Origin of the sequence: Brevibacillus sp. LEMMJ03 (genome assembly GCF_007197875.1) — a bacterium.
GTDB lineage: Bacteria > Bacillota > Bacilli > Brevibacillales > Brevibacillaceae > Brevibacillus > Brevibacillus thermoruber.
This window is the reverse complement of the sequence record NZ_VKJN01000009.1, coordinates 1-13,467: the sequence shown is the minus strand read 5'-3', so window position 1 is coordinate 13,467 and position 13,467 is coordinate 1. Positions and strand designations below refer to the sequence as shown.

Sequence of the window (13,467 nt, the reverse complement as noted above, 5' to 3'; positions counted from 1 at the left end):
AACCTCCCTCGGGATGCCGCTTTTTTTCGCGGTTGTTCCGCACTTCATTTCCCCAGACCGTTCAGATGCCCAGCATCGGCACGCGCACGCCGCGCTCCTTGGCCGTCTGGATCGCCAGGTCGTACCCGGCATCGGCGTGTCGAATGACCCCCATGCCCGGGTCGGTGGTGAGCACGCGGGAGAGCCGCTCTTCCGCTTCCGTGGAGCCGTCGGCCACCACCACCATGCCGGCGTGCAGGGAGTAGCCCATGCCCACGCCGCCGCCGTGGTGCACCGACACCCAGCTTGCACCTGCCGCCGTGTTGACCAGCGCGTTGAGGATCGCCCAGTCGCCCACCACATCGCTGCCGTCCTTCATGCTCTCCGTTTCCCGGTTGGGAGACGCCACCGAACCGCAGTCGAGGTGGTCGCGGCCGATGACGATCGGCGCGGAAATTTCCCCTGTACGCACCATCTCGTTGATGGCGAGCCCCATTTTGACCCGCTCGCCGTACCCCAGCCAGCAGATGCGCGCCGGCAGACCCTGGAAGGCCACTTTTTCGCGGGCCATGGTGATCCAGCGGCGCAGGTGCTCGTTTTCCGGGAACAGCTTCAACACCAGTTCGTCCGTCTTGTAGATGTCTTTTGGATCGCCGGACAGCGCCGCCCAGCGGAACGGGCCCTTTCCTTCGCAGAACAGTGGACGGATGTAGGCCGGGACGAAGCCGGGGAAGTTGAACGCGTCTGTCACGCCTTCGTCGTAGGCCACCTGGCGGATGTTGTTGCCGTAGTCGAACACGACAGCTCCCATTTTTTGCAGTTCCAGCATCGCCTGCACGTGAACCGCCATCGACTCGCGGGAGAGGCGGACGTACTTGTCGGGATCGTTCTTGCGCAGTTCAGCCGCCTCTTCCAGCGTAAAGCCGCGGGGCACGTACCCGTTGAGCGGATCGTGCGCGGACGTCTGGTCGGTGACGAAGTCCGGCACGATGCCGCGGCGCACGAATTCCGGATAAATGTCGGCAGCATTGCCAACGAGACCGATGGACAGCGGCTTGCCCTTTTCCTGCGCCTCCCGGGCCAGCTTCAGCGCTTCGTCTAGGTCGTACACCATCACGTCGCAATAGCGGGTGTCAATCCGGCGCTGAATGCGGGACGGATCGACGTCGACGCCGATCACCACCCCTTCATTCATCGTAACGGCAAGCGGCTGAGCTCCCCCCATGCCGCCCAGCCCGGCTGTCAGTGTGAGCGTCCCTTTCAGCGTGCCGCCGCAGTGCTGGCGGGCCGCTTCCGCAAAGGTTTCATACGTCCCCTGCAGGATGCCCTGGGTGCCGATGTAGATCCAGCTTCCGGCGGTCATCTGGCCGTACATCATCAGCCCTTTTTGCTCCAACTCCCGGAACGTTTCCCAGTTGGCATACGCCGGCACCAGCACGGAGTTGGAGATCAGCACGCGGGGGGCGAGCGGATGTGTCCTGAAGATGCCGACCGGTTTCCCCGACTGTACCAGCAGGGTTTCATCCCCCTCCAGGTTCGTCAGGCACTCCACGATCTTGTCAAAGCAATCCCAGTTGCGCGCCGCTTTCCCGATTCCCCCGTACACCACGAGGTCTTCAGGACGCTCCGCCACTTCCGGGTCCAGGTTGTTCATCAACATACGCAGGGCTGCTTCCTGCTGCCACCCTTTTGCGCTCAGATTGTTGCCGCGAGGTGCGCGGATGACGCGCGCCTTGGTTTCTGCCATGGGGTCCTCTCTCCTTTTCTCTTAGTGTTTTCTCGTCATGACGCCTGCCAGGAACGTGAGGATCACGTGCAGCGCCGTTCGAACCGTCGCCCGGCGCGGGTCCTGCAGGGGATCGATGCAGACCACGTCAAAGCCTTTGACCTTCGGGTTTTGGCCAAGCAGGTACACAGCGTCGAGGAGCTGCCACGACGTCATGCCAGCCGGCACCATGGCCGGGACACCCGGTCCGAACGCCTGATCCAGCACATCCATGTCCACCGTCACGTAGATGGCGTCCGTGCCGTTGCCGGCGATCTCCATCGCCTTGTGAATCAGCGGCTCGATCCCTTCCCGGGCCACCTGCCGGGCGGTAAACTGGGTAATGCCCTGCGAAACCGCGTATTCCTGGTACGGCTTGGAGTTGGCAAAGCTGTGAATCCCCACCTGGGCGATGTGCTGCCCTTCCACCGTGCCCGATTCCAGTAGGCCGCGGATCGGAGTGCCGTTGGTCGGTCCGCCGTCTTCCAGATTCCGTACATCCATATGCGCGTCAATTTGCACGATGCCCACCTTTCCGGCAAACCTCCTTTTAAATGCCTTGACCGACGGGCAGGTGATGGAGTGGTCTCCCCCTGCGATGATCGGGAGCAGGTCGGGCAGCGATTCGTAGACATTGGTCAGCGCCTGCTCGATGTTGGCGTGGCAGCGGTACAGGTCCGTGGGATGCATCTGGATGTCCCCCAGGTCGCCTGCCCGCAGCTCCTGAAGGTCGACGTCGTAGTCGATGCTGTACGTCGTCACAGTGGGAAACAGTTCCCGCAGCGCATTGGGCGTCATGGACGCCGCCGACACGCTGATCGACGTCTTGGAGAGCGGCACGCCGATAAACCCGATGTCGACCGGTTCCTCCCCGTCCCACGGCGTCAGCCACTGGGACACTTTGGTCTCATACCGGTCCCGCCAGTTGGACCGGCGGACCAGTTCCGGAGGATTCAACAAATCAATCCTTTTTTTCAATAAAATCCCTCCTTGTATAACAACGATCCAGCCTTTAGCCACCGAGATACGCTTTTTTCACGATGCCCTGCTCCTTCAGTTCTTCAGCCGTTCCGTGGAAACGGATCTCCCCGTGCTCCAGGACGTAGCCGCGATCGGCAACGGAGAGAGCCATTGTCGCATTTTGCTCGACCAGGAGGATCGTCATGCCCTGCCGCTTGATCTGCCGGATCGTCTGAAAGATGTCTTTCACTACGATCGGCGCGAGCCCCATGGACGGCTCATCCAGGATGAGCAGACGCGGCTTCGCCATCAGCGCCCGGCCAATCGCCAGCATCTGCTGTTCGCCCCCGCTCATCGTGCCGGCGAGCTGGTCTTTGCGCTCGGCCAGGCGGGGAAACAGTCCGAACACGGTCTCCATCTCCCGCTCCCGTTCCGCTTTGGACGCCTTGCGCGAATACGCGCCCATCAAGAGGTTGTCGGTGACGGTCAGCTTGGGAAAGACCCGCCGCCCTTCCGGCACCATTACGATCCCTCCCTGCACGATGCGGTGGGTGGGAACTCCATTTAATTCGTTCCCGCCGTAACGGATCGAGCCCTTGGCCGGGAGCACCCCGCAGATTGCGTTGAGCGTCGTGGTCTTGCCCGCCCCGTTGGAGCCGATCAGCGTCACCACCTCGCCTTCCTCGACGGAGAGCGACAGGTCGCGCACGGCGTGAATGCTCCCATACCAGACATTCAGCTTGTCAATGTGCAGCACCGCTGGCCACCTCCTCTCCCTCTTCCTTGCCGATGTACGCTTCGATCACGGCCGGATGGGAGACGACCGCCTCCGGCACGTCGTCGGCGATCTTCACCCCGTGGTCCAGCACGGCGATGCGGTCGCACAGCCCGACAACCATGGAGACGTTGTGCTCGATGAGGATGACGGTCGTGCCCTGCTCGCGGATACGGCGGATGAGCGCCGTCATCTCCTGCACTTCCTCGGCGTTCATGCCGGCGGTCGGCTCATCCAAAAGAAGCAGCTTGGGCCGGGAGACGAGCGCCCGGGCGATTTCCACCCGCCGCTGGTTGCCGTAAGACAGGTTTCCCGCCTGCTCGTGCTCGCAGCCCGCGAGTCCGACTGTCTCCAGCATGCGCAGGCTTTCTTCCGTCACCCTCCGCTCCTCGTCCCGGGCGGAACGGAGGCCCAGGATCGACGCCCAGAGCCCGGTGCCGGTTTTGTGGAACATCCCCACCTTCACGTTGTCCAGCACCGTCTCTTCCTTCAACAGCCGGATGTTTTGAAAAGTCCGGGCGATCCCGCACCGGGCGATGCGAAAGGGACGCAGCCCCTGAATCTCCCGTCCTTCAAACGCGATCGTGCCGGCGTCCGGCTTGTAAATGCCCGTCAGGATGTTAAAAAATGTGGTTTTTCCTGCGCCGTTGGGGCCGATGAGCCCGACAATTTCTCCCTGGCGGACCTTGAGGCTGACGTTGTCCACCGCCGTCAATCCGCCGAACCGCTTGGTGATCCCCTGCATGTCAAGCAACCCGATCACCGCCTTTGTCCAAGGTTTTGACCGCTGACCGGCGGATGTTCACCAGCTTTGTGCCGTTTTTGCCGAACAACCCTTTCGGCCGGTACCGCATGATCAGCACCATGAGAATGCCGTACAGCATCATTTTGTAGGTGTCCAGGTACTTCGGATCGACGAGTTCGAACTCAAAGAGCCGAAACATCTCAGGCAGCATGTACAAGAGCGTAACCCCGAAGAAGGTGCCGAAGATGCTGCCCAGCCCTCCCAGCACCACCATGCTCAGCACCGTGGCCGAAACGGTGAAGCCGAATGATTCGCCGCTGATAAACGACACCTTGTGAGCAAACAGCGCTCCGGCCGCTCCCGCGTAGGCCCCTCCGATGGCAAACACCAGCACCTTGTAATACGTCGTGTTGATGCCCATCGACTGCGCCACCGTCTCGTCCTCGCGGATTGTCATCCAGGCCCGGCCAATGCGCGACCCGGTCATCTTTTTCATGATGACCACGGCGAGAACCAGCACAACCGTCACCAAAAGCAGGTACCCGGTGTTTTTCAACGGTGTCCCGAACAGGGAAGGAGCCGGGATCGAGTCAATGCCGTAGGCCCCGCCGGTGATATCCGCGTTCTTGAAGAAGGACTGGGCGATCAGCCCGAGCCCGAGCGTGGTGATCGCCAGAAAGTCTTCCCGCACCCGCAGGCTGGGAAGCCCAAACAGCGCGCTGATGAGGAAGGTGACGACCACGGCGGCTGCCATGGAAAGCCAGGCATTCCACCCGTACTTCACGGACAGGATGGCGGAGGTGTAGGCGCCGATGCCGTAGAACGCGGCGTGCCCCAGCGACACCTGTCCGGCGTAGCCCGTGATCAGATTCAGTCCCAACCCGAGCAGCAGGTAGATCATCCAGAAGACAACAATGTCGACGTAATAGGGGTTGAAGAGATCGTCCATCGCGACCACCTACACTTTCTCCACGTGCTTGCCGAACAGTCCGGACGGCCGCACCAGCAAGATCAGAATCAGGATCACAAACGCGATCGCATCTTTGTCGACGACCATCCCGGTCATGAAACCGTCGCTAAGCGATTCCACGATACCGAGGATCAGGCCGCCGGCGATGGTCCCCGGGATGGACCCCAATCCGCCGAGGACCACCACGCAGAACGCTTTCAGCCCGGGGATCGCCCCCATCGTGGGAAAGAGCGCGTTAAAATTCCACGCGACCAGCACACCCGCGACAGCGGCCAGCGCCGATCCGATCATGAACGTCACCGACACCACGCGGTTGACGTTTACACCCATCAGCGACGCCGCCCGCATGTCCTGAGCGGCCGCCTGGATGGCGATCCCCATCCGGGTACACTTCAGGAACGCGTACAAGAGTCCCAGCCCGATCAATCCGGCCAGGATGATGAACAGTTTCACGTTGGTAAACGTGACCGATTCCGTCAATTGGATGACGGACACCTCGACACCCGTCTCGGGAAACGCCTGGGTATCGGAGGTGAAGATCACCTGGAACAGGTTTTCGAGGAAAATGGCAACACCTACGCCGCTGATCAAGGTGGCGATGGGATGGGCTCCCCTGAGCGGCCGGTAGGCAATGCGCTCGACCGCCACGCCGGCCAGAGCAGCCGCCGCCATGGCAAACAGGATGGCAAGGGCAAACGGCAGGTGCAGATACGTGATGGCAATCATCGCCGCAAACGCGCCGACCATGTAAATGACGCCGTGAGCAAAGTGGAGCAGTTTCAACACCCCGTACACCATGGTCAGCCCCACGGACACCAGAATGTAGATAAAGCCGAGCGCCACTCCGTTCAGGATTTGCTGTGCCAGCACCCGTCTCACTCCTTTCAAGCCGAGAGTCAAAGCTGAGAGAAAAAAGGGAGGACCAACGGGCGATCCTCACCTGCATAAAACACCAAGCCGAAACCCTCACGAAACGATCAGTTAGTCGTACACCTTGGATTTGACAAACTGGAACGTGCCGTCCTTCACCGTCATGAAGATGACCGGCTTGATCACCTCGTGATCAGGGCCGAACGTGATCTTGCCCGACGTGCCCTCGAAGTCTTTCGTCTCGTTGATCGCTTTCGCCAGTTTCTCGCGGTCCGGGCCCGCTTTCTTGAGCGCCTCAAGAATCACCATGGCGGCGTCGTAGCTTTGCGAGGAAAGCATGTCCGGTTCGCCCTGATACTTTTCCTTCCACGCTTTCACAAACTTCTGCACGACCTCGCGCTGGTCGGCGGTGTAGAACGAAGTGGTGAAGACCGAACCTTCCGTATTTTCCTTGCCGAGCTCCAGGTACTTGGGCGAATCAAACCCGTCCACCCCGAGCAGTTGGGCGGTGATGCCGGCTTCCCTGGCCTGCTTTACAATCGCGGCCGCTTCGTTATAGTACCCGACGATATACAGGGCATCCGGGTTGGCTGCCTTGACCGCGGTCAAGAGAGAGCTGAAGTCCTTGTCCCCCATCTTGAACGGGCGGTCGATGACGATGTTCGCCCCCCGTTTCCCCGCCTCTTCCTTGAACGCGCCGAAGATGGACTTGCCGTAGTCGATGTCCACGTACAGCACGGCGAACTTCTTCTTGCCCAGATCGTTGACGGCGTAATCGGCCATTGCTTTTCCCTGGATCGGGCCGGTGTAGATGATCCGGTTTACGTAGTCCCCGCCTTTGGTAATCTCCGGGTGAACCGCGTACGCGACTGTCATGGGCACTTTCGCTTCCTGTACCTTGGGCGCTACCGTCTTCGAGGGGCCGCTGTACGCTCCCCCGACGATCGCCACCACCTTGTTGCTGTTGATCAGCTTTTGCACCGCTTTGAGCGCTTCTTCCGGCTTGCCCTGGTCGTCTTCCGCAACCAGCTCCACCTTTTTCCCGTCAATCCCGCCTGCGGCATTGAACTGCTCAACAGCCAGCAAAGCGGCGTCACGGCTGTGCGTCCCGTCCGTCGCTGTCGGGCCGGTCAGCGGGCCGAACCAGCCGATTTTGATCGTGTCGCCACCGCCGCCGGAACCTCCTGTGCCGCCGCTGCCGGAACCGTTCCCTCCGCAAGCGCTTACAATCAGAGCCAAACTTACCAATCCCGTCAGCAACAACGAACCTTTTTTCAAGCTCACGCGACCCCCTTGATCATTATCTGACAACTACACCTACTATGAATTGTCTGATTCTTCTGCGATGTCGTCATCTCGTATTCTACTGGATTGATTGGGCCTCTCCACTAGGCGATATTGTCAACTGTTAGCACAATTTTGCTCGGCGGTAGCCGATGGGGGAACACTTCGCGTACTTTTTAAACGTCCGGGTAAAGTAGTTGGCGTCCTGAAAGCCGACAAAAGACGCGATCTCCTGGACCGTGCAGTCCGTCGACTTCAGGTAGTACATCGCTTTTTCCACCCGCTTCCTGTTGAGAAAGTCGATCGGGCTCATGCCTGTCTCCCGCTTGAACAGGCGGCTCAAGTGATACACACTGACGCAGCAATATTGTGCTATTTCTTCCAGCGTGATCTTCCGGTGAAGGTTTTCTTTCAGGTATTGGACGGCCTTGCGAATGACCGGCGAAACTGCGGTCAGGTCGTTCGGCTCCATGTACGCTGCCAAGCGGCGGGCGTATTGGCATACCTTCTGCACGAACTTGTCGTACCGGATGGTCACGTACAGATCCTGAATGAACCTGGCGTTTTCCGACAGGATGAGGGCCGCATTGGCCCCCGAATCCAGCACCTGACGGGACATCGTAATCACCAGTTCGACCGCTTCCGATTTGAACATGTTCACGTCATGGCGGTACGTCTGCGCCATTTTGTCGAGCAGCGCCCGCAGAGACGCGACGGTTCCCTCTTCATCGCCGATCCGAAGGCGGGCGACCAGTTCCGCCCGCTCTGCCGACGCGAGCGGCGAGTGCCAGCCGTCTTCCTGTCCCTGTTTCTTTTCATAGTGAAAAATGAGCGCGTTGCCTTGAAAAAACCGGTCCACCATGGACTCTTTCGCCTCTTCGTAGGAAAAGTGCAGCATGTAGGGGTTGTCGTAAAAGCCGCCGATCCCGATCGATACGTTCACCCCGCGCTTCTTGCACCGCTGCTGAATCTGCCGGGCGATCCGGCCGGTGACCTGCCGGAAGCCGGGCTCCTGCGGGGATTCCAGCGCCAGTTCCACCAGGACCGCGAGAACGCCCTCGGCCACCCACACCCAGACAAACGGTTCGGTGACCGCCTCGCACACGCCTTCCACCACCTGATGGCCGATCTCCATGCGCCAATGGAACGGCTTGCCGATCACCAGATCGGTATAGCGGTCGATCGAGACCACCATCACGACCTGCGGATGCACCCAGATGCCGAACGATTCCTGCATCTCCTGAAAACTGCCTTCGTGCACCAGCGTCCCCGACAACAGCAGATGAGAAAACGTCGCCTGTGCAGGGTCTTGCTTCATTTCGCTCCCTCCTCGCCCCGGACTGCGGTTGTGGCTCGGGCATGATCCGTGAACCGTACCCGCAGCCGCCGATCGTATCATTTCTCGTGTGAGTTACATTATGAGACTTTTCTGTATCTAGTACGTACAATTGTGTATGGATGCAAGGAAGTTGCTGCCCAAACACACATACTGCGTATGGGGACGGTGCAGTCAGGACCATGAAGAAGCGAAGCACAAGGAACAAACAGGCTAAAACGAACAAATGGGCAAGGGCGGGTGTGCACATACTCTTCTGGTGTTTTTCCCTTCTCCTGGCTTACTTGTGGATTTCATTGGAAGACGCCGGGGAATCCGGTCAGTTTGCCAAGTTTGTGATTCACACCGTAATTTTGAGCAATCTGTTTGGCCTTTTCTCCATATTGCTTGGCATCGGATTTGCTGGATTCGCCGCCTACAAACTGATTACCCGAACAGCCTACGATCCAAAGAAAACCGTCTTGTATTCCATCCCGTTGTTTGTGTTCTTTGTAGGATTGGGAGCGTTCCTGACTAAAGACCTGTCGAAAAATATGATGGATGTCAAACACTACGTAACCGGACATATCGTGGAAGAACGCGTCGTGATCACCCATTTTACCATCTATGAAAACAACCATGGCGAAGATGGGTACGAGTATACCTTTTCCGATGGACGGACGTTCTATGAAAATCATGAGGGCAACGGTTTTGATGATATTACCGTAGGCCAGACATATGTCATCCGGTACCTGCCGGAAACGCCCAAGTTGTTAAGCATAAAACCAGCCGAATAAGTTGTCTCCGTTCCAAGGACAGGGGAAACGAGTGGCTTGTAACGTTGCCGTATCTCCCTGCCGGGGACAAAGAGGGATTTCTTCGTCAGGAATCGTACGATGGCAGCAGCTAATGTGGTCAAAGTGTGGTCCATTCCTGTTTCTCTTTCTAAAAATCACTTTATAAACAACGAAAACCCTTGAAATCAAGGGTTCAGTGTGCGGCAAAGTGCTGAGGGGAGAAGCACGTTTCCGGCTCCGTCATTTCCCACCGAACATAAGCTAGCACTCGCGTTCGGCGGGGGCCCAGTTAGCGCCCAGCAGGGAAGCCACAAGCTACACGCTTCGCACTGACTTAGGGGACGCCAAAGCCACATTGCTTCGCAGCTCATTCCAAGGTTACTTTTTAATCCTTAATTTGGGGTAATGTTTCGCTTCGTGTAACACCATTTATTTTGCTAAGCTTTTGCTTAACTTCGTCAGGGATTAATGTTTTATCAACTAGCATATACCACACAGTGAAGAGAGCAACCTTCAGCCTTCTAATAAGTTTCTCAGCATCGTGTTTAAAACTTGAAAGAAAATTTGTGAAAGTCTGACGTGTTGTTGGGCTAAAAGCATTATATATCTTTTCCTGGAAATATTCGTCCGTAAGTTCAAAGTTAATTTGATGTGCATATTTATTTCTTATTTTATTGATGTTTACAATCTTTTCTAACTCATCCACTGCTCCTAATGCAAAAACTAAACTTACTTTGGTCATAAAGTCCATTCTTTTATCCAAATGCTGAGGATATTTTAGATTCTTATTGAGAAGTAAATTTAGTTCCTGTTCAATGTATAAATGTCCTTTTAGGATCTGTCTGAAAACTAATCATCGAGTCAATTTGAAGATGGAAGCAGCATAAATAAACGCCAAAAAAGAGGTCGCTAGCTTGTCATATCGAGTGGCGATTCTGCGGAAATGCTTAAGTTTATTGAAAAAACATTCAATGAGATGCCGTTCTTTATAGAGATACCAGTCTACATCCCATGGCTGTTGTGCGTTCGTCTTTGGAGGAATGGTATAGCGTCGCCGTGATCGGTGATGTAATCCCTGATGTTTTGGGAGCCATAAGCTTTGTCTCCAAGCACATTGCTCCCCGCGATGTCGAAATGCTCTAGCATATCACAGATGGGGCGGGAATCATGTACGTTGCCGCTAGTTAATTCAAAAAGAAGCGGATTGCCTAAGCCATCCACAATGGCATGAATCTTCGTGGTTTTTCCTCCCCGACTGGTGCCGATATGCTGATTATTTTCGTGATTTAGAGCCCCTTTTTAGCCCCAGCACTATGCTGATGAGCTCGAATGACGGTGGAATCAATACTAAGATTTTCAAAATCTGCTTCTTCGTTTAGCGCTTGAACGTTGAACATGGAACGATTGCTTCTTTTCGGCGGACGACCTGTTGTGTACGGCGGAAAGAAACACTCGATTTGTTCCCATTGTTCATCTGACACTTCGTAACGATACTGACTCATGTACGTAATCTCCTCTTGATGTGTTCTTCTTAAGAAGTTACCATATTTCGAGTTTTCAGACACACCCTAATCAACACGCGTGATGCAGTCTATTTGTCGTGCTCTACGACCAACTCTTGCGGTTATTTGGTTTCCATCACTGCTCTGATTTCCGCTTCACGGTCAGATTTGATTTTTCCTTTTCCATCGAAAGATAGAATGAATTTAGCCAAGAGTGCACCCATCATGCAGCCAATTAAATTCAAAATTAAATCGTCAATGTCGATAATGTTAGCAGATGAATTTAACACCAGATTGATGATGAGTTGAATAGGTTCAATTGATAGCGTCACAATCAAAGAAATGAGAAACGTTTTTTTGAAGGTAAGTTTTCGAAAGGAAAGTGCGATCAAGAACAGTATCGGAACAGTAATCAGGATATTACCGAATATCTGAACTTTGTTCCCTGTCATTATGTACTCTGTGATCGTTTTAAACGGTATATAGTTACCATGAAAGGGGCTAACATCCCCATCGACCGTACGTCTCAATTTAAAAAACACAGGGGCAACTGTGATAATATAAAACGCATCCATCATCACAATCAGAAAAAACTGTGCCATTTTTTTTACGTTAGGCTTGCGTAGTATGAAATAAAATACTGACGCAACAGCGGCAATCGTACATGCAAGAAGGATGATGGGAGCAAAAAATTTTGGACTCAACAGTAACATTTTGATTCTCCTTATCCGGTTTCAGTCAGTTTAACCGACCTTGTTCAGTTTAACTTGCCTTATTTTTTTTGTCCAGATAAGTGTAATCGATCCAGGTGGACAAGGACATCATGATGTGTACGGCGGAAAGAAACACTCGATTTGTTCCCATTGTTCGTCTGACACTTCGTAACGATACTGACTCGTGTGCGTAATCTCCTCTTGATGTGTTCTTCTTAAGAAGATGCCATATTTCGAGTTTTCAGACACACCCTAATTCTTTCTGTACAGAAAGAGGAATCTTTTTTGAGACAAATATTTTGGAACGATAAAAAAAGATAATCATGAAAATAGAAACAATGACATGGTTCCTCCAAAAATCCTGCATTTTGATTGGTCTTTCGACAAAAATTAATTCCATTCCCTGCATGTAGTACGACAAAGATTTACTAAACACCAGCCTATATAGCCAGTGCAACGGCCAAATGTGTTTTCCTCACGCCAGGCGGACCGAGGAAGATGTGATTCTCCTGGTGCCTCGATTGATCCCGGATTCGCCGTTCAGCGATGGATGGTTGAAACCGAAAGTCGAACTGATCCAAGGCCTTGTGAAAGGGCAAATTGGCCAGTTCTTCAGCGTGGTAGTGAAGCCCCTCGGGAATGTGTGTCCATCCGAAAGAAGCCCTCACAGGCTTTCTGAGGGCTATCCCATGTCTTCTATTTCCGCCAAAAAGTTGAACAGTCTGCTTTATCCCGAATATTAAATTCAATTATTTTCGCAAGCAATTCGTAATTTACCGGCTCATTCCACGGAATTCGAAACAATCCTTTGGTAGCGCTGTAGCCAGCTTGTGCAATGTCATCGGCATACTGCGCAATGCCCACTTCTTCGGGTGAAACGCTCAAATGATGCTTCGCAGTGGAAAAGCCGATGATAAATGTGCCGTGATCGGTAAACATTGGCGTATTCCACTTGATTTGCGGTTCCAAATTCGGGAATGTATTCGCAACCCACGCCAAAATTTCCTCTGTTCGCTCACGGTGGTCGGGGTTATCGATACCTGCTAAATATTTTGCAAAAACCTCCATGTAGTTGCCTCCTAAAATAATGTCGTTCAGAGAAGTTCCTAAGGTGTTAATTTCAATAAAAATGATAAAAACCACCTGTTAAGTCATTTCATTCAAGGGCACTTTTCTTGAATAAGGAGAGCGCTTTTTACGTAATTCCCACTGTCCTATCCGATAAGTTTATTCCACCAACCTGCCCGTTAGCTTTATCATTACCGTCAGTTTCACACTTTATTTTCAGTCGAAGACTTTATTATCTTCGAACACCAGTTACCTCAATTCGTTCAATTCGGATATACTGTATATGCTTTCCTCATTGCTTATGCTGATGCCACTTTTGCCTTCTGGTTAAACCGCCTTCTTCCAGGAAGAATTCCTGGTTTTGGTAACATTTTTGTAGTGTGAAAACCGTTCAGCAAGCCCTAAAATAGTCCCTACCTTTACGAAAGGATCGGGACTTTTTTTTACACTTACTGATCAACTGTCAACGCCGACTTTATTTTGACCCACCATCGCCGGTTTAGAATTGACCCACCCGGCGATTTTTTGTTGGTTAGGTGGTAGAGGGGGAGCCGTAGGCTCCAGTCCTCATCTTCTCACGAAGTCGGTAACTATTCCCCCTAATATTGACGATGTGGGAATGGTGTAAGAGCCGATCCAGGATAGCCGTAGCAAGTATCGGATCGCCCATCAGTTCCCCCCATTCACCGAAACTCTTGTTGCTGGTCAACAGAATACTCCCTCT

At 54.2% G+C, this 13,467-nt stretch carries 13 protein-coding genes and 2 pseudogenes; 1 reads left to right on the top strand and 14 read right to left on the bottom strand.

Annotation, left to right across the window (positions count from 1 at the left end):
• Positions 1-61 precede the first annotated feature (61 nt).
• From hutU to FOI68_RS12680, 8 genes are all read right to left on the bottom strand, one after another.
• A complete protein-coding gene (hutU, locus tag FOI68_RS12715; RefSeq protein ID WP_143863395.1) occupies positions 62-1,726 on the bottom strand; it encodes a urocanate hydratase in 1,665 nt (554 codons plus the stop codon).
• 21 nt (positions 1,727-1,747) lie between these two features.
• Entirely contained in the window at positions 1,748-2,722 is a 975-nt protein-coding gene (locus tag FOI68_RS12710; RefSeq protein WP_051967997.1) for an agmatinase family protein, read from the bottom strand.
• A 34-nt stretch (positions 2,723-2,756) separates the two neighbouring features.
• On the bottom strand, positions 2,757-3,461 hold the full coding sequence (locus tag FOI68_RS12705) for an ABC transporter ATP-binding protein (RefSeq protein ID WP_029100751.1): 705 nt from the start codon (positions 3,459-3,461) through the stop codon (positions 2,757-2,759).
• Complete coding sequence (locus FOI68_RS12700) at positions 3,448-4,224, bottom strand: ABC transporter ATP-binding protein (protein WP_370512128.1); 777 nt, start codon at positions 4,222-4,224, stop codon at positions 3,448-3,450. The genes FOI68_RS12705 and FOI68_RS12700 overlap by 14 nt, the downstream gene beginning before the upstream one ends.
• 1 nt (position 4,225) lies before the next feature.
• Positions 4,226-5,173 (bottom strand): branched-chain amino acid ABC transporter permease, encoded by a 948-nt coding sequence (locus FOI68_RS12695; RefSeq protein ID WP_143863394.1) that lies wholly within the window; start codon positions 5,171-5,173, stop codon positions 4,226-4,228.
• Between the two features lie 9 nt (positions 5,174-5,182).
• On the bottom strand, positions 5,183-6,064 hold the full coding sequence (locus tag FOI68_RS12690) for a branched-chain amino acid ABC transporter permease (RefSeq protein WP_143863393.1): 882 nt from the start codon (positions 6,062-6,064) through the stop codon (positions 5,183-5,185).
• Positions 6,065-6,175: 111 nt separating this feature from the next.
• Complete coding sequence (locus FOI68_RS12685; protein WP_143863392.1) at positions 6,176-7,342, bottom strand: ABC transporter substrate-binding protein; 1,167 nt, start codon at positions 7,340-7,342, stop codon at positions 6,176-6,178.
• A 130-nt stretch (positions 7,343-7,472) separates the two neighbouring features.
• Positions 7,473-8,666, bottom strand: a complete 1,194-nt coding sequence (locus FOI68_RS12680; RefSeq protein WP_143863391.1) for a helix-turn-helix domain-containing protein — start codon at positions 8,664-8,666, stop codon at positions 7,473-7,475.
• Positions 8,667-8,866: 200 nt separating this feature from the next.
• On the opposite strand from FOI68_RS12680, the gene FOI68_RS12675 reads away from it, so the two are divergent.
• Complete coding sequence (locus FOI68_RS12675) at positions 8,867-9,460, top strand: hypothetical protein (RefSeq protein ID WP_143863390.1); 594 nt, start codon at positions 8,867-8,869, stop codon at positions 9,458-9,460.
• Between the two features lie 385 nt (positions 9,461-9,845).
• On the opposite strand, the gene FOI68_RS12670 is transcribed toward FOI68_RS12675, so the two are convergent.
• The 6 genes and pseudogenes from FOI68_RS12670 to FOI68_RS12645 all read right to left on the bottom strand — a co-directional run.
• The gene (locus tag FOI68_RS12670) at positions 9,846-10,202 is read right to left on the bottom strand and encodes a hypothetical protein (protein WP_143863389.1); all 357 of its coding nucleotides are present in this window, start codon (positions 10,200-10,202) and stop codon (positions 9,846-9,848) included.
• A 111-nt stretch (positions 10,203-10,313) separates the two neighbouring features.
• A pseudogene (locus FOI68_RS12665) lies at positions 10,314-10,962 on the bottom strand (IS5 family transposase).
• A 122-nt stretch (positions 10,963-11,084) separates the two neighbouring features.
• Positions 11,085-11,675 carry a VanZ family protein gene (locus tag FOI68_RS12660; RefSeq protein ID WP_143863388.1) on the bottom strand — a complete coding sequence of 197 codons (591 nt, stop codon included), beginning with the start codon at positions 11,673-11,675 and terminating at the stop codon, positions 11,085-11,087.
• A gap of 443 nt (positions 11,676-12,118) precedes the next feature.
• A pseudogene (locus tag FOI68_RS12655) lies at positions 12,119-12,343 on the bottom strand (ATP-binding protein); the annotation flags it as partial.
• A 28-nt stretch (positions 12,344-12,371) separates the two neighbouring features.
• Positions 12,372-12,743, bottom strand: coding sequence for an iron chaperone (locus tag FOI68_RS12650; RefSeq protein WP_143863387.1), 372 nt, complete (start codon positions 12,741-12,743; stop codon positions 12,372-12,374).
• Positions 12,744-13,275: 532 nt separating this feature from the next.
• A partial coding sequence (locus FOI68_RS12645; protein WP_185973939.1) for an ATP-binding protein occupies positions 13,276-13,467 on the bottom strand: 192 nt, incomplete at its 5' end.